Annotated in this window: 15 protein-coding genes; 6 read left to right on the forward strand and 9 right to left on the reverse strand. The window is 43.7% G+C overall.

Translation table 11 applies throughout. The features are described from left to right. The first annotated feature begins 114 nt into the window (after window positions 1–114). The 3 genes from MUCPA_RS01390 to MUCPA_RS01400 all read left to right on the forward strand — a co-directional run bounded on the left by MUCPA_RS01390 (window position 115) and on the right by MUCPA_RS01400 (window position 2,373). Window positions 115–864, forward strand: coding sequence for an SDR family oxidoreductase (locus MUCPA_RS01390; protein ID WP_008504026.1), 750 nt, complete (start codon window positions 115–117; stop codon window positions 862–864). Window positions 865–884: 20 nt separating this feature from the next. Then, window positions 885–1,802 carry a helix-turn-helix domain-containing protein gene (locus tag MUCPA_RS01395; protein ID WP_008504027.1) on the forward strand — a complete coding sequence of 306 codons (918 nt, stop codon included), beginning with the start codon at window positions 885–887 and terminating at the stop codon, window positions 1,800–1,802. Window positions 1,803–1,905: 103 nt separating this feature from the next. Beyond that, window positions 1,906–2,373 carry a cold-shock protein gene (locus MUCPA_RS01400; RefSeq protein WP_008504028.1) on the forward strand — a complete coding sequence of 156 codons (468 nt, stop codon included), beginning with the start codon at window positions 1,906–1,908 and terminating at the stop codon, window positions 2,371–2,373. Window positions 2,374–2,675: 302 nt separating this feature from the next. Here the strand turns inward: MUCPA_RS01400 and MUCPA_RS01405 are convergent, their stop codons facing one another. Further along, window positions 2,676–2,912: a hypothetical protein gene (locus tag MUCPA_RS01405; protein ID WP_008504029.1), complete on the reverse strand. Its 237-nt coding sequence runs from the start codon at window positions 2,910–2,912 to the stop codon at window positions 2,676–2,678. Between the two features lie 127 nt (window positions 2,913–3,039). Here MUCPA_RS01405 and MUCPA_RS01410 point away from each other — a divergent pair, with 127 nt between their 5' ends. Continuing rightward, window positions 3,040–5,064: an HRDC domain-containing protein gene (locus MUCPA_RS01410; RefSeq protein ID WP_008504030.1), complete on the forward strand. Its 2,025-nt coding sequence runs from the start codon at window positions 3,040–3,042 to the stop codon at window positions 5,062–5,064. A 19-nt stretch (window positions 5,065–5,083) separates the two neighbouring features. On the opposite strand, the gene MUCPA_RS01415 is transcribed toward MUCPA_RS01410, so the two are convergent. Continuing rightward, entirely contained in the window at window positions 5,084–7,642 is a 2,559-nt protein-coding gene (locus MUCPA_RS01415) for a BamA/TamA family outer membrane protein (RefSeq protein ID WP_008504031.1), read from the reverse strand. Between the two features lie 140 nt (window positions 7,643–7,782). Between MUCPA_RS01415 and MUCPA_RS01420 the strand changes: the two genes are divergently transcribed. Both MUCPA_RS01420 and MUCPA_RS01425 read left to right on the forward strand, forming a co-directional pair. Then, complete coding sequence (locus MUCPA_RS01420; RefSeq protein WP_008504032.1) at window positions 7,783–8,634, forward strand: phosphatase PAP2 family protein; 852 nt, start codon at window positions 7,783–7,785, stop codon at window positions 8,632–8,634. 83 nt (window positions 8,635–8,717) lie between these two features. Next, window positions 8,718–9,119, forward strand: coding sequence for a TraR/DksA family transcriptional regulator (locus MUCPA_RS01425; protein ID WP_008504033.1), 402 nt, complete (start codon window positions 8,718–8,720; stop codon window positions 9,117–9,119). Window positions 9,120–9,310: 191 nt separating this feature from the next. Here the strand turns inward: MUCPA_RS01425 and MUCPA_RS01430 are convergent, their stop codons facing one another. The 7 genes from MUCPA_RS01430 to MUCPA_RS01465 all read right to left on the reverse strand — a co-directional run bounded on the left by MUCPA_RS01430 (window position 9,311) and on the right by MUCPA_RS01465 (window position 17,481). Then, a complete protein-coding gene (locus MUCPA_RS01430) occupies window positions 9,311–9,745 on the reverse strand; it encodes a nuclear transport factor 2 family protein (RefSeq protein WP_008504034.1) in 435 nt (144 codons plus the stop codon). A 93-nt stretch (window positions 9,746–9,838) separates the two neighbouring features. Continuing rightward, entirely contained in the window at window positions 9,839–10,231 is a 393-nt protein-coding gene (locus MUCPA_RS01435; RefSeq protein WP_008504035.1) for an acyl-CoA thioesterase, read from the reverse strand. Window positions 10,232–10,347: 116 nt separating this feature from the next. Then, window positions 10,348–11,451 carry a chorismate synthase gene (aroC, locus tag MUCPA_RS01440; protein WP_040625604.1) on the reverse strand — a complete coding sequence of 368 codons (1,104 nt, stop codon included), beginning with the start codon at window positions 11,449–11,451 and terminating at the stop codon, window positions 10,348–10,350. Between the two features lie 1,153 nt (window positions 11,452–12,604). After that, window positions 12,605–13,942, reverse strand: coding sequence for a 3-phosphoshikimate 1-carboxyvinyltransferase (gene aroA / locus MUCPA_RS01450; RefSeq protein ID WP_008504037.1), 1,338 nt, complete (start codon window positions 13,940–13,942; stop codon window positions 12,605–12,607). A gap of 9 nt (window positions 13,943–13,951) precedes the next feature. Beyond that, a complete protein-coding gene (locus tag MUCPA_RS01455; RefSeq protein ID WP_008504038.1) occupies window positions 13,952–15,082 on the reverse strand; it encodes a chorismate mutase in 1,131 nt (376 codons plus the stop codon). A gap of 92 nt (window positions 15,083–15,174) precedes the next feature. After that, window positions 15,175–16,020, reverse strand: a complete 846-nt coding sequence (locus MUCPA_RS01460) for a prephenate dehydratase (protein ID WP_008504039.1) — start codon at window positions 16,018–16,020, stop codon at window positions 15,175–15,177. Between the two features lie 306 nt (window positions 16,021–16,326). Beyond that, window positions 16,327–17,481, reverse strand: a complete 1,155-nt coding sequence (locus MUCPA_RS01465; RefSeq protein WP_008504040.1) for a TlpA disulfide reductase family protein — start codon at window positions 17,479–17,481, stop codon at window positions 16,327–16,329. Window positions 17,482–17,583 lie beyond the last annotated feature (102 nt).

A 17,583-nucleotide genomic window follows, 5' to 3' on the forward strand; every position in this document is an offset into this window, starting at 1 on the left:
ACCACCACAACTCATCCCTTGTCGGTGTCCCACCGACAATTCCGACAACATTCAGGCTACAACATCAACGGTTTAGGCTAACTATTAGTGATTAGCCTTACTGAACTTTGCCATATGAAAACGATAGAAAACAATATCAAAGGAAAAGTTGTAGCTATTACAGGCGCAAGCAGCGGCATTGGCGAGGCCATAGCGATTATGCTGGCGGCGCAAGGGGCTAAAGTAGTTTTAGGAGCCCGCCGTGCAGATCGATTAGAAAAACTGGTTGAACGGATTATCAATGATGGTGGTGAAGCGATATACCAGGTTACTGATGTTAAAAGACGTACCGACCTGATTAAATTAGTGGCTTTAGCTTCTGAAACCTATGGCCGCCTGGATGTGATGGTGAATAACGCGGGGATCAGTCATCTTTCGCGTGTAGACGAGGTACAGGTAGAAGATTGGGAAGAGATGATAGACGTTAACCTTAAAGGCCCCCTATATGGCATTGCCGCAGCATTACCCGTTTTTAAAAAACAAGGCTCAGGCCATATCATCAATATCATTTCTACCTCCGGCATCAAAATTGTTCCCTTGCAGGGTGTGTATGCCGGTACCAAAAACGCGATTAGAACCATTGCCGAAGCATTGCGGCAGGAATCTGGAGGACAATACCGTGTAACCGGCATATCGCCTGGTTTTATAAAAACAGAACTGGCAGATCACGTAAAAGATAAAACCATTATGACCGCCATTAAGGAAATGGCAACCAGGATTGCAATCTCTCCGGATGCCATCGCCGGTGCTGTAGCTTATGCTATTAGCCAGCCCGCAAATGTTGATGTGGGTGATATTATCATCAGGCCCACCGTACAGGATTAATACTTAACTTAGCATAAAGCATGAAAACACCTGCCCAGCCTCCCATCGTTTTTAAAAACATCTCCCAACTGATGCATAGGCTTGGTATGCCTAAGCCACTGCATCCGCTGGTGGCGCTGGTAAATTATGATGTAACAAGAATCAGCCGGGAATATGCCGGCCAAAGTTTCCTGATCGACTTTTATAAGATCTCCTTTAAAAAGAATTTTAAAGGGCAGGTGAAATATGGGCAGGGTTATTACGACTTTGAGGAAGGCGGACTGGCTTTTTTAGCGCCGAACCAGTTAGTTACCCTATCGGGCGAGGAAAGCAGTTACGATGGTTATACCCTTTATTTCCATCCCGACCTGATCCGGAATTACCAGTTGGGGAAAAACATCACGCAATACGGCTTCTTTTCGTACGCTGTTAACGAAGCTTTATTTCTTGCCGATAAGGAAAAAAAAGTAGTGTCGGCTTTGTTTGAAAGTATAGCAGCCGAATTGGATAACAATATCGACGCCTTTAGCCAGGATGTATTGGTTTCGCAGATTGAGTTGTTGCTTAACCATAGTAACCGCTTTTATAACAGGCAGTTTCTGACAAGGAAGGTTGTTCATCACGATTTGATCCTTCAAATGGATACTTACCTGGCTAATCGCTCTAACCACATCGGTTCAACAATTGATGGATTGCCAACCGTACAGGAAGTTTCAAGTCACCTGCAAGTTTCACCCAGGTATCTTACTGATATGCTCAAGTCGCTAACGGGCCAAAGCACGCAACAGCATATTCATGACCGGCTGATAGAAAAAGCAAAGATGATCCTCAGCACCAGCCAACTCAGTATTTCGGAGATTGCATACCAACTCGGTTTTGAGCATCCCCAATCGTTCAATAAACTATTCAAGCGCAATACTGATGTTTCTCCCAGCGCTTTCAGGCGGTCGTTCAATTAGGCCAAGCCAATAATAACTACCTATAAATCAACAAGATTACAACCTTTCAAAATATTATTTTAACTTTAGTAGCATTTTGCCAAAATTTTATGTATATTCAATCATGGCAAGATCAGTAGAAACATTCAGTAAGAAAGAAAGAGAGAAAAAAAAATCAAAAAAATTACAGGACAAAAGAGAAAAGGCGGAAGAAAGAAAGGCTAACTCCGATAAAGGAAAAACCCTGGAAGATATGATGGCATACATTGATGATGATGGTAATATCACATCCACTCCACCAGACCCGTCTAAAAGGAAAAAGATTGTTACCGAAGATATCCAGATCTCGGTACCAAAGCAGGAAGCCATGGCTCCGCCTGATCCATTTAGAAAAGGAACAGTTACCTTTTTTAACGAATCTAAAGGATTTGGTTTCATTCAGGATTCAGTATCCCAGGAAAGCATCTTTGTACACGTAAAAGCGCTTGAAGAAGCCATTAAAGAAAACGACAAAGTAACTTTTGAAACCGAACAGGGATTAAAAGGGCTGAGCGCCATCAAGGTTAAAAAAGCAGTTAAAGAGAGTAAGTAATACCATAACTGCAGGGCAAAACGCCAGGCGGCAATATAATATATCATACAACTGCAAACGCAGGTTTGCAATTGTATGATATCAAAATACAGTTCAAAGGCTGTAATGCTAAGCCGAGCGTGTTTAGGCTGGAGCAATTCAATGTGATTGCCTTCTGGCTGATAAATTTGATTCAACCCAGGGCTAACCGGCATTTATAGTTTACACGGTAGCAGTGTTGATAGAAGTTATGGCGTCAACTTTGAGTGATGCCATACTACACCCTGAATACAAGGCTTAAACTAAAAAATCAGGCAAAGCCCTTAATCTTCGTCTTCATCCTCAACATCGTCCAGATCATCAAACAAGGGCTCACCTTTCAAGTCCTCATCGTCAGGGTCAAGTTCATCTAAATCATCTTCCACCTCAAAATCACTTCCTTCGTCCAGGTCAAAATCCTCTTCTTCAGTCAAATAATCCTCATCCGGATCAATGTTGTTATTAATGGTTGCCAGCATGGTAGTATAATTAAATTGCTTCTTAAACTTATACTCAAACATAACATATTCTTTTAGTTTGTGCAATTGTAGCCAGCCCGATTATTTTACTTCTACGGTACAATACTCTGGCCCAGAGTAAAACAATATTTACCGGCGTTCGCAATTTTTATGTTAAAATTGCAGCTGAATGATGGAAGAGATGAACCCCATAATGCAGTTGGCTTTTGACTATGTGGAGAGCACCAACACCATTATTTTCCTGACCGGGAAGGCCGGAACAGGTAAAACTACTTTTTTGCAATATGTTAAGCAACACACCCGCAAAAAAATGGCTATTGTTGCGCCTACCGGTGTAGCCGCCATTAACGCAGGCGGAATGACGATCCATTCCATGTTCCAGGTGCCCTTTGGCCCTATCATCCCATCCAACACGGCAAGGCCCGAAGCACACTTCAGCGTTGAAAAGAAAGAGTTGCTATCCAGCCTTGATTTGCTGGTAATTGATGAGGTGAGTATGGTAAGGCCTGATATATTAGATTATATCGACCTTGTTTTGCGGAATGTTAAAGATTCAAGCTACCCATTCGGCGGAGTTCAGCTATTCCTCATCGGCGATCTATCGCAGCTCAGCCCCATCATCCGTGATGAGGAGTGGATGCTTTTGAACCGTTATTATACCAATCAATATTTTTTTAGCAGCCGGGTATTACAACACAGTCCTTTTGTGCGTATTGAGCTCGACCATGTATTCAGGCAGAAGGAACAGTCCTTTGTTGATATCCTGAACGAGGTACGCAACAACCAAATTAGCCCACCGAGTTTGGCAGTACTGAACGAACGCCACCAACCCGATTTCAGGCCAACGGCAACAGAACCTTACATCACTCTCACCACCCACAACAGTATAGCGCAAAAGCTCAATAACGAATTTATTGAAGCACTTGAGGGTGAGGTTTTTGATTTTAAAGCAACAATAAGAGGCGAATTCCCCAAAGATGCTTATCCTACCGAAACCGACCTCAAGCTAAAGATTGGTGCGCAGGTGATGTTTGTTAAGAACGACAATTCGGCGGAGAAGCTTTTTTATAATGGGAAAATTGGATTGATTACCCGTATTGAAAGCGATACCGTATTTGTACGTTGCGGAAACGAAACCAAAGATATAGCCGTACAGGCACTGGAATGGACCAACATTAAATATCAGCTGGAAGAAGAACAAATTAACGAAACCAATGCCGGTAGCTTTGCACAAATCCCTTTAAAACTGGCCTGGGCCATTACTATCCACAAAAGCCAGGGTTTAAGTTTCGATAAGGCCATTATTGATGTAAGCGAAGCTTTTGCACATGGCCAGGTATACGTTGCACTAAGCCGTTGCCGGAGCCTTGGCGGCATGGTTTTACGCAATAAGGTATCGCCACATAATATTATTGGCGATCCGGCTATCGCTCTCTTTAATAACCAAGCCCATGCCATTAAGCCTGACCGGGAAAGACTAACGCTCGATCAGGAACGCTATCGGCAATTTTTGATAGCAGAGCTGTTTAATTTTGCACCTGTGAAAAGCAAGATGGAAGGTTTTGAGGAAGTTGTACCTACCTTCAATACGGAGGTTGTTACCGTAGCCGAAAAACTGACAAGGCAATTGCACACCATCGATACGGACCGGATTAAGAAAGCAGCAGTTTATTTTTTGCAGAAACTGGAAGCCTTTACAACAAGTTTACATGCCTTGATACCTGGCTTAATCAGTCAATCATCAACCAAAAAAGAGTTAGCCGCTAAAGCCGACCAGGTGATGCAGCTGATAATGGCGCGGATAACATTGATGATACACTTCTCGGCTGAAGACTTTACCGTTAACGCTTACCTTGATCTTAAAAAAGAAGCCCAGGCTAAATCTGTTGCTGATAAATCCCGGTCATACGTTAAAGCGCTTAACGCGAAGCCTAACGAAGAGCTCTATAAACAGCTGATGCAATGGCGGGTTAGCATGGCCGAAAAAAACAAGGTGATGCCCAACATGATCTTGTCTGAAAAAACGATAGCAGCCATTGCCGAAAAGCTCCCTCAAACCCTTAAAGCCCTTGGCGCCATCAAAGGTGTTGGGCAACCTAAAGCGGTACAATATGGCCAGGAGATTATCGAACTGATCAGGGCCTATCAACAGGCATCGCAACCGGGCGAAGCGGAACAAAAGAGTTTGTTTTGATTAGCGGTTTAAAAAAATATTAAAAGCGAAAGCCTATAGAAATATAAGGCAGAGCCCCTTCTTTAGAAAAGCCAACAACGCTTTCAATTAAAAGCAACTGGGCGGGTATCAAATAAATACCGCCGCCGTAACCATCGTGCCATACGGTTGATGATTCGCCCGGTGCCCATACCCTGCCAACATCATTAAAACCGATAATACCTAAAGTACCCGGAAGCAGGTACGAATTAAAATCGAGTACTTTTAAACGCAGCTCCAGGTTATTGTAAGCGATAGTTTTACCTGTAAAACGATTGGTATGAAAACCCCTGAAATTTTGCGCGCCACCAAGTTTAAGTTGCTGAAAATATGCCGCGTTGCCAATGGTGGTACCCACGCCTGTGCGATTAGCAATAATCAACACCGAATCACGGTCGGGGGTTAAATAGAAACTAAACTCGGATAAAACCTGTCCGTAAGTATTCTTATCCCTGCTGATACCAGTGAAGCCACTAAGGCTGGTATTCCAGTAGATGCCCTTGGTAGGTAGCGTCCCTTTATTACGGGTATCCAATTGGGCACCCGCTATTAGGCCCGCGTAAAACCGGGTATCAAAAACATTGGCGCCGGGGTTTGCCTGGTTATAATCTGTCAGGTATCTTTGGGGATTATCCCCGGCCTCACTGTTATAAAATTGCCCGGCCAAACCAGCGCTTAAACGCAACTTGCCGTAGGTATGGTACAGGGAAACATCCCCGGTGATATAATCATAGCGGTTACGGTAGTAGGATATATCTTTATCGCCCTGGTTTACAAATACCGTGTTATTACCTACACCAAAAAAATTACTGAGGTTATTGGGCCCCCTGGATAGCAAATTGATACTCAAATCATTATTACCGATCAGTTTTGTCCACCGGGCTACATACGTAAACAAGAGTGATTTGCGCGCCAGCGAATAATTGGTTAAAAACTCCTGCCTGAAAGCGTAAGGCTCTTTACGAAAGCCCTGTTTCTGGTACGAGAAGCCGCCGATCAATAAAACACCGATATCATTACTGTAATTTGCCAGGATAACAGGCTCAAACCTATCGAATTTGAAGCTTGTTTTATCATAATCGTTTACTGTCGTATCCGTTGAAGTACGGATTTTTACCTTGGATGATGAAGGCAAAATATTCTGCTGATCAGATCTGTCGTAAACATAAAGTTTGTTTTTATTGTGAAGGTTCTTATCAACATAAAAACTGTCAACACCACCTCCGCCCAACATCCGCACCCTAATCGGCGATGCCTTTGTGCCTGTCACTAAAAAAATATCTGCGCCATCAAAACCATACAGCCTTACCTCCAGCGTAACATCGGGTTTAAAGGTGCGCAGGTAGGTTACTTTATCAATGGTACCGTCCTTTTTAATTTTATTTACCGTTACCGTTAAATTACCGTTGTCTTCGTTATGGATGGTAAACTGATCCATTTTATCGCTTGCCGGAATTTCTACTTCGTTGGATATAAAGCGATAATATTCCAAAGCCTGTTGAGCCAGTATGTTTCTTCGTGCGATTATGTTGGCCACAATTGCAGGCCCCGAAAGGCGGTAAATTGTATCGGGCATCAAACGGATAGCTTTGCTAATCAGGCTGTCTGTTAGTTTAGCCTGCACATAGGCAATCTGCTCCTTCCAGTCGTCTTCGCTCAACTGGTTCAAAAAATAACGGTCAAAATAGCGGGCATTAAAGTTCCACCCGTTGATATCTCTGATGGCACCGCTATAACCCTGAAATTTTGATTTTAACCATTGATGCGATACTATCCATGGAAACAAGCCCGATGTTTTGTAATAAACCTGGTCGCGGTCGCGTGGTACAGGCTCATAAACTGTTTCGTGCTTTCCGTCAATCTTCTCCCATCGCCATTGGTCCTCATGCCTGTCCCAATCGCCCAAAAGCATATCCAGCAGGCGCGCCCTTAATACTGTTTTTTCGTCAACCCGGTTATCATTGTCCTGCTGTAATTTCCGTTGTGTTTTTTCGGTATTATCAGTTTTGTCGGCATCCAGCGGCTCACGTTCTTCAAACAAAAAAACCTGGTTTGCAAACTCCTTTCGGTATTCGCCTAAGGCGGGCTCATCGGCCAGGTAAACTATACGTGGGTTGGAGTGCGGTATGCCCAGGGCCTGTGCGAGTGGAGGTACTGTTAAGGCAGAAAAAGGATGAGCTGCGGATACCTGGTCTTGCAGGATATCCTTTGCCACCGTTGGCCGGAGGTTAAGCGGCAAACCGTATTCCGGATACTTTTGTAAAGTTCTTAATACCCACTGCTGCCCGGTTGAATCTTGCAAACGCAATGATTTGGTTTGCTTCCCCCCACCTCTTTGCAGAATTTTTAACCCACCTTTTTCTTTTGATAAATAGAACACAGGCAGTTTAACGGGAGCCGCCCAGAGTTTGCGATAGTTTTGGCCCAGAAAAAACTGGTGTGTTTTACTTACCTTATTATACTCCGGCTCAACAGCCAGCTTAATACTATCAGATGTTTGCCCGTAACTCCTGGATGACAGGAGTTCTACAAAAACTATAAACAACAGGAATGATCTCAACTTTTTTTAAAAATATGGCTATTGACTATAAGTTACAAGTGATATACATTGTTTTTATTAATACTATTTTAATAATTTAATAACTTAAAACTAACCTTTTGCCAGGGAAATTGTTGATCACACTTATATCCTCATACCAAATGATTAATTATAAAAATACGATACTGGCATTGCTGTTGCTGATTGCTTTTGAAGCCGAAGCGCAACAAACCAGAGACACCACAAAGAAAAATATTGCGGATACTTTAAAAAAAGATCTGTTTACGGCCCCCGACACCGTAAGACATTTACATAGTAAGTTAAGCTCGCTTATCCCACCTGTGGTTTTAATTGGGTATGGAGTGAGCTCATTTTACATCAGGCCGCTGCGAAGGGTGGATAGCTATGTTTATAATGAAGCTATAGAACATGATATTGTAAGCCGTACTCCACTGGAAAACTATTTCCAATATACACCCATGGCGCTGGTGTACGGGCTCAACCTGGTTGGGGTGCACGGAAAAAATACTTTTGTTGACCGAACCCTGATTTACGTGATGGCACAGGGGATGCTCCAGATATCATTAAACACAGTTAAAAGAACTACGCACCGTTTGAGGCCCGATGGTTCAGACAGGCTCTCATTCCCTTCCGGACATACGGGTAATGCGTTTTCGGGAGCGGAATTCATGGCTCAGGAACTCAATGGCAATTCTATAGCGTACGGCATCATCGGGTACGCTTTTGCAACCACCACCGGCGTGATGCGAATTTACCACCAGGACCATTGGCTGAGCGATGTGGTTGCTGGCGCAGGCTTTGGCATATTATCAACCAAGGCGGCTTATTTGCTTTACCCATATATCCGCAATCGCATATTTAAAGGAGGCCGGGAAAAAGAAGGTCAAGAAAACATGCCTCCGGAGCTAAAACGGAAGCCCATGAAAAGCTCAATCCTTTTACCATCATACCAGGATGGAGCGCTCGGCGTTCAATTTGCGATGGAGCTTTAGATTTTGGTATCGCATATGCCTGATATACCGGACGATATGATTGTACTGATAAAACACCAAAACCAAATTCAGAAATCGGCGTTATGGGCTACATGGAAATTAATACAGCAACTCACAAAACACGCTATTCGGATGCCGAATTGGAGGAATTCAAGAATCTTATCCTTAATAAAATAGTCATTGCCAAAGAGGAACTGGAGTCATTATCGGCATCGTTACAAAGTGCTAATCCAAATGGCACCGATGATACCGGCGGAGCTTACCAAACTTTGGAGGATGGCGCGGCTACGCTGGAAAAAGAATCCATCCATCAGCTGGCCGGACGCCAAAAAAAATTTATAGAACAACTGGATGCCGCCCTGGTGCGCATTGCCAATAAAACTTATGGAATTTGCCGTTCAACCGGAAAACTGATTCAAAAAGAACGGTTGATGGCCGTACCACATACCACGCAAAGCATGGAAGCCAAAATGAAACAATACTGATCATAAACCCAAAAAAGGTGCCCGTTAAACAGATTGATTTCATCAACTGCAACTGATCTGTGTATACGGGCATCTCATTTATCTATTAAAGGCTTTTGTATACTATTCAGCGCCCCGGCGATAAAAAATCCGCCTCTTGTGAAACATGATCGATGCTTATCTAATTACGCGTAATCCGGGGTAAAAGCACCTTAAACAGGCAGTTTATAAGCTTGCCTTGCCAGCAGTTTCCAGGCACCGTGTTGTTTAACAAACACCAGCATAATGCCCAGGTTTACCGTACCGGGTTTACCACCATCCGCCGTTTCGGCATTCAATTTATGTCTTACAATGGCTGTAGTACCGGTTATTTTGATGGTTTGATCCGTTAAGGTTATGGTTACAAATACCGATGCCTTACTGATAAAAGCATCAACAAATTCAGCTTTATTTTGCAGTTTTCCGCTCGAATGTCCATAAGTGAGGTTATCAGAGGCTATGTTCTCCAAATCAGCCTTATTGGCGCTAATCATGGCTAAGCGCATTTTTTCGACTGCGGCGGCTACATCTGCCTCGTCTTTAGTTTGAGCATGGGTGCCTGCGGCAATTCCTAAAACAACGGTAAATAACAGGATTATCTTCTTCATAAATCAAACTTAGATAAAAAAGCCCAAAGCAAAAAGCTGAACGGCGATAGCAAAATCACAGCGTTTATTTAATCTATCAGCGGAATGCGTCGATCAATCCTCCCTCAGGCGCTCATCCGTATAAAGTATCTCTGTACGGCCGTGGGGAACGGGCACGCCATTTTCATCTACAGACACAAATACGATCTTATCAATGGTGAGGATAGTTTTTTGGGTGATCTTATTACGAACCTCACAGGTTAAGGTGAGCGACGTTCGGCCAAAGCTAACCGCCTTGATACCCAACTCTACAATATCACCTTGCTTGGCCGAGTTAATGAAATTAATTTCGGACATGTATTTGGTAACACAGCCATTGGTACCTAACTGGATGATAGAGTATATAGCCGCTTCCTCATCTATCCAACTGAGCAGGCTCCCTCCAAAAAGAGTTCCATGAGCGTTTAAATCTTCGGGTTTTACCCATTTGCGTGTGTAGAAATTCATTTTTTAGAGTTTGAAGCCTGAAGCACAACGCCTCAAGCTTATTTTATGATATCAGGTTAAGGTTAAACTCGAAAGCACAAGATCTAAAAGCTTAAAAAAGTCCTACGGCTTGTGCCTCAAGCTTCCAGCTCAATATACGCATTTCTGTTCCTTAACCAATGGTCGGCTAAAACCAGCGCGGCCATTGCTTCTACAATGGGTACGGCACGAGGTACAACGCAGGGATCATGCCTGCCCTTGCCGCTAATCTCGGCCGCATTACCGCCAGCATCAACAGTTTGCTGATTGTGCATAATAGTGGCTACCGGTTTAAAAGCGACCTTAAATTCGATAGGCATACCATTGCTGATACCACCCTGTATGCCGCCCGAAAAATTAGTGATGGTTTTGATATCTCCCAAATGGCTTTTCACAAAGATATCATTATGCTCGGAGCCGCGCATCTCGCTGCCGGCAAAACCTGAGCCGAACTCGAAACCGTGTACGGCGTTAATGCTCAACATCGCTTTGCCTAATTCGGCGTGCAGTTTATCAAACACGGGTTCGCCAAGGCCAACCGGGCAGTTTTGGATATGGCAACTCACCTTACCCCCTACCGTATCGCCATCCTTGCGCACCGAATCTATAAATTCAATCATTTCTTCGGCAGTTGCCGGATCAGCGCAACGCACGATGTTGCTTTCCCTTACCGCCAAAAATTCTTCAGCAGTGGTGATCTCCACATTGGGTGCGTCTATTTTGCCTACACTGCTTACATGCGCCAGTATTTCAATGCGCTGGGTTTTCAGCAATAATTTGGCAATGGCACCAGCGGCTACCCGTGCGGCGGTTTCACGGGCTGATGAACGGCCGCCACCGCGATAATCGCGGATGCCGTATTTGGCCTGGTAAGTATAATCGGCATGCGACGGGCGAAAAACGTCGGTATTGTGGCTGTAATCCTTTGATCGCTGGTCCTCATTGGGTATCAGCATCGCAATCGGTGTCCCGGTAGTTTTGCCTTCAAATACCCCTGATAGTATCTTAACGGTATCACTCTCTTTGCGCTGGGTAGTTATTTTACTTTGGCCCGGTTTGCGTTTATCGAGCTCGCCCTGGATGTATTCCATATCAATGGGAAGCTGCGCCGGGCAACCATCTATGATTACGCCGATGGCTTCGCCATGTGATTCGCCAAAAGTAGTTATCCTGAATAATTGTCCGAATGAATTGCCTGCCATGTTGTTATTGGTATTGAGTAATGAGTATTGCAAATAGCTGTACTCATTTGTATTTTTTATTTAGTATTTACTCCTTCAACGCGTCATTGCGAGGTACGAAGCAATCGCTACTTAGACAGAGCGGCTTTGCATTTTCGCTTTGCATTTTCGCTTTGTACAGCTTAGAGATTGCTTCGTCGTTCCTCCTCGCAATGACGATGGTTTTTCTCTCCACTCGTCATTGCGAGGTACGAAGCAATCTCTACTTAGGCAGAGCGGTTGTGCATTTTAACTCTGTATAGCTTAGAGATTGCTTCGTCTTTCCTCCTCGCAATGACGTCTTATTAAATTACTGACAGCCAGCATAAAAGTGTCATTGCGAGGTACGAAGCAATCGCAAACTATACAGAGCGAAATGCCTCCGTGCGATTACTTCGCTCCTTGTAATGACATCTATTTAAGTTATTGAATATCAGTACATTTAATTCTGTTCCGATAATCAGTATCCTTAATTTATAGCATTGGCACGCTCAATCGCCGCGTGAAGGGCTGTTACTTTTGTCTTGACACAAAAGTAACCAAAAAGTCAAGACTGCCCGATCCTTCCACCCGCAGGCCAACTCCTGGCCCGGCGTGCAGTCTGGCCTTTGCGCACTTTTCTTTTTGCGCTTGGTAATCTATAAGGTTCAAACGCCATCCCTATTTTTTTCAGGTTGGGCCGGATCATTACTCGCGATGACAGCTTTCACGCACAAAAATGGGGTGTCATACTGAGCCTGTCGAAGTACGGTGCGGTGGCCTCTACAATCGGTACTCAGTTGTAGTTTCACCCTTTCACAGACTACCTGTATTAAATCCTCGCAATGACGACGGTTTTTCTCTCCAAGCGTCATTGCGAGGTACGAAGCAATCTCTACTTAGGCAAAGCGGCTCTGCATTTTCGCTCTGTACAGCTTAGAGATTGCTTCGTCGTACCTCCTCGCAATGACGTCTTATTAAATTATTGACAGCCAGCATAAAGTGTCATTGCGAGGTATGAAGTAATCTCTACTTAGGAAAAGCAGTTTTGCATTTTCGCTCTGTACAGCTTAGAGATTGCTTCGTCGTAGCTCCTCGCAATGACGCTGAAAAAAGAATGTAACGCTTATCAATCAATCGCACTACGCAATACTCATTACGCAATACTATAACCATCAACCTTAAACCCTGCCTTTTCCAGATCACTCCAAAATGCCGGGTATGATTTTTCTACTACCTGGGGCTCCTCTACCTCCACCTGCGGCACCACCAGGGCTAAAGGCGCAAAGGCCATGGCCATCCGGTGATCTTCGTAGGTACGGATGGTTACCTTTTCGGGGATTTGCTTTTCGCTACAGTCAAGCTTATAAACCTGGCCTTTTTCGGTTAGCTTCACCCCTATTTTGGCCAGCTCATTTTGCAACGCAGCAACGCGATCTGTTTCTTTGATCTTTAGGGTTTCTAATCCGGTAAAGGTAGCATCATGGCCTAAGGCTGCGCAAACCACAATTACGGTCTGGGCTAAGTCGGGACATTCCTTAAAGTCGAAGATCTTTCGTAAAATAGGTTTTGCTTCCTTTTGCAGGTGAACGCCGCCATCTTTAAATTGCGATGTGATGCCAAAGTTGGCCATAATCTCAGTGATCACGCTATCGCCTTGTAAACTGTAAGGCGTTAATGCTGGTAAAAACAGTTCGGCCTCATCACACAATGCCGCTATGGCGTACCAGTAGGATGCCGCGCTCCAATCGGGCTCAACCAATATGGAAGTTTCTTTAAACGGCTGATTAGCGATATGAATGTTGTTATCGTCCCATGTATGCTGTATACCTACTTGCTGTAACATGGCCAAAGTCATCTCCACATAAGGCTTTGATGTTAATTCGCCTTCGATCTCCAAAGTTAATCCCAAAGGTAAGCTTGGCGCGATGAGCAACAGAGCCGTAATATACTGGCTGCTGATATTACCTTTGATGCTGATGCGATCCGTTTTTTGTTGAAAACCGCTGTGGATTTGAAGCGGAGGAAAACCTTCGTTAACCTGGTAGTCAATTTTGGCACCCAACTTACGCATGGCATCAACCAAAATACCTATCGGCCTTTGCTGCATGCGTTTAGTACCGGTAATGATGATGTTTTTATCCAGCAAAGGTAAATAGGCGGTTAAAAAACGCATAGCAGTGCCAGCGGGGCCGATATCGACATAGTCCATGGTCGATGGTCCATGGTCCATGGTTGGAGGCTGACGGTCTATGGTTGATGGTTCACGATCCGCCACAGCCTGGCTATGGACTATGGACCATGGACTATGGACTTTTAAAACCGCAGCCAAAGTTACCGCATCGGCCGCGTCGGATATATTGAGCACCTTAACCTTGCCTTTGCTCAGGGCCTCAATAATGAGAGCCCTGTTGCATTCGCTTTTTGAGCCGGTAAGTTGTATGGTACCGCTCAAGGTTTTTGTTGCCTTTGATATAATGATATTTGCTTGCATCGCTGCTGCTTAGGCGTGGGTTAAGTGTTCCTGCTCAGATCCGGAGATACCATCCTTATTCATGATCTCGGTTTGTTTACGGATAGATTCGCTGTGCAGCAATTCTAATAATTTTTCGGTAAACTCTTTGCTCAACTTTAAAGCAGCTCCGTAAGCGGTACGCTTTTGCAATATCTCGTCCCAACGGTTAACCTGTAAAATGGTGATACCGTTATCTTTTTTGTAGTTGCCAATTTTTTCAACTATCTGCATTCTTTCAGCTATTTTCTGGATCACCAAGTCATCAATTTTATCGATGTCGTTACGCAGAATAGCTAATTTATCTTTAACCTCGGCTGTACCGGCTCCTGGCTTCCTGATTTCCAAACGGCTCATGATCTCGTCTAATGCCGAAGGTGTTAACTGTTGCTTGGCATCAGTCCAGGCTACAGACGGATCGATATGCGATTCGATGATCAAACCCTGCATATCCAGATCGAGCGCTTTTTGGGCGATGTAAGGGATTAGCTCGCGGTTACCGCAAATATGGCTCGGATCGCAAATGATAGGCAGATCGGGTGCATGTGTCTTCAGGCTGATGGCCAGATCCCACATTGGCTCGTTGCGGAAAGCTGTTTTCTCGTGTGATGAAAAGCCCCGGTGTATAGCAGCCAGTTTGGTAATGCCGGCATTGTTAACACGCTCCAAAGCGCCTATCCATAACGACAGATCAGGATTTACCGGGTTTTTTACAATTACAGGTACATCAACACCTCTTAAAGCATCGGCAATTTCCTGCACGGTAAAAGGGTTAGCTGTTGAGCGGGCACCTATCCATAAAACATCAACTCCGCCTTTCAAGGCTTCTTCTACGTGTTTGGCTGTGGCTACTTCAACCGCGGTTGGCAGGCCAGTTTCGGCTTTAGCGCGTTTCAACCATTCCAGGCCAATGCTGCCAATACCTTCAAACTCTCCCGGACGGGTACGCGGTTTCCAGATGCCCGCACGCAAAACCGATACGCGGCCTGTTTTTGCCAATAAATGCGCCGTAGCAACTAACTGCTCTTCGGTTTCGGCACTGCAAGGGCCAGCAATTAAAAAGGGTTCTTTGGTTACCTTAGCCCAGGTATTGAGCGGTTGTATGTTAAAATTTAGTTTCATCTTTTTGAGATATGAGTATTGAGATTTGAGTATTGAGATTAATTAGTTTATATTTTATGATGCGATAACCGGGATCCATATTTCCTCCCCCATCAGGGGGTCGGGGGGCCGTCATTCTTTAAATATTCGCCCAGTATGTTAAAGTTTTGCGTGTATTTTAAGATCTGGCGGATGGCCGTATCGTACTGCTCTTGTTTTTCCCATTCAACGTCTACATAAAAATTGTATTCGTTACGTTTGCCTAATACCGGCATCGATTGTATTTTGCTCATGTTTAGCTCTTGCCCGGCAAAAATATTAAGCACTTTAGCCAGCGCTCCTACATGGTTACCCACCTGGAAACATAATGATGCTTTATTGGCCTGTATTTTCTCGGCATCGTTATGGTCTGTCAGAATTAAAAAGCGGGTATAGTTGGTTCTGTTTGATTCTATCCTGCGTTCCAAAACATCAAGGCCGTACAATTTGGCAGCAAGGGTATTGGCGATGGCAACAGTATCCGTCAGTTTTTCATCACGTACCCTTTTGGCGCAGGCGGCGGTATCAGTCCCTTCCACCAACTGGATATGCGGATATGCTTCAAAAAAATCAAGGCATTGGCGCAAAGCCATCGGGTGAGATGTTACCACCTTTACATCCTCAAATTTAACGCCCGGATAAGCTAACAGATGCAGTTGGATAGGTAAATAAACTTCGCCCACCACCGGGAAATTATAATTCATCAGTAACGTATAGTTTGGCAATATACTGCCTGCTATACTGTTTTCAATGGCCATAATTACATAGTCGGCTTCCTTAGCCTGTAGCTTCTCAAACGTTTGTTTAAACGAGCTGCATTCTACCGGCTCAATGTCATCACCAAAAAATTTAAAAGCCGCTTCTTCGTGAAACGATGCCCTGATTCCTTGTATAGCTACTCTTGGTTTCCTGTTTTCCATATTTGTATTCAACAAAAAAGTCCCGGCTGTTGGGCCGGGACTTTTTGCTTTTTATTATATCTGTTACGACATATCAGTCCCGGCTTGTACTCATAAAGTAAAAGTAATAACCGAACCAGAATGCGTTTGTAAACTTCATATTGTTTTTAATTGCGCTGTAAATTTACGTTTAATAATTAATTTGTCAATAGCTAATTTTTATTTTTTTTATTATTCCGAATTATGTTTGGATAAGCGCAATAAAACATTTAAAAAACAAATTATCTATTGATTGTATTCAATTTCCCATACATAAAACTTCCACATTTACTTCGAACCAAATATTTGCGATAACTTTTTTGTAAGCTCTTCGCCAAATAAGTTCTTTGCTATAATCTTTCCGGACGGGGCAATCAAAAAATTCTGCGGAATAGCCTGCACCGAATACAGTTTTGCGGCGGCATTATTCCATGATTTTAAATCCGATACCTGTGTCCAGTAGAGCTCATCAGTACCGATAGCTTTAATCCAGGCATCTCTCTTTTCATCAAGCGATACACCGAGAATGGCAAAGTTAAAATCTTTAAACTGCTTATATGCCTTCAACACGTTTGGATTTTCCCGTCGGCAAGGGCCGCACCATGATGCCCAAAAATCAATCAATACATACTTTCCTTTAAACAAAGAGAGTGATACAGGCCTATCGTTCTGATCGTTCATCGTAAACGCCGGGGCAAGGGAGCCCAACCGGGTTAACTTTAGTCCGGCTAACATATCAACGTACCCTTGTCCAAATTTTGTATCCTTTAATTCGGGTAAAAGGGCTTCAAATAACGGACCCAATTGCTCATATTCCGGATAAGGCTCTTCGTTGTGCTTTAAGATATACAAACTTACCGGCGACCATGGGTGCGTTTTCACAAATTGCAAGGCATCAGCCTTCTGTTCATTTTTAAAAGCAGCTGTTGCCTTGCCCATATCATACAAAAACGTTTTCTCACGCACCTCTTCGGGTATTTGCATCTCGCCCTTTATCCATTTTTTGTATTTGATATGATATGCTGTGAGTATTGAATCGTACTCCAGATGATCGTGCATCGCCCTGCCGCCGGTAACGATGGCATAACGTGCCGAATCTGCTATCTTTACTTCAATTTTACCCGGCTCCAGGTATACCGTGCCCCAATCCCGAAAGGTATTTACATTGATGATATCGAAATTCATTCCTTTACCGGTATGGTCAAGAAAAATACTGGAGTGCGAATCGTTATAGTTCTGGTCTGGTTCATTACTAATGGTTACGTTTCCACTAAAAGTAAAATTGCCTTTTGTGATGATGGCTGAGTCGCGAATATGATTGCCGATGAGGTATACCTTTTGACCCTCTTTGTAATTTTCAACAATACCCTTTATAACAAATGGCCCCGATTGCGCCATTAGGATGAATGGGGACAATAATAACAAGATAGCAGCAACTTTCATAATAGCGATAATGTACAAATAAATATATGTATTACATTATAGTACTGAAGCATTCCGTCAAAATTACAATATGGCATTTCTATGAATTTACTTTTAAACCAT

The sequence above is a fragment of the Mucilaginibacter paludis DSM 18603 genome (genome assembly GCF_000166195.2).
Classification (GTDB): domain Bacteria; phylum Bacteroidota; class Bacteroidia; order Sphingobacteriales; family Sphingobacteriaceae; genus Mucilaginibacter; species Mucilaginibacter paludis.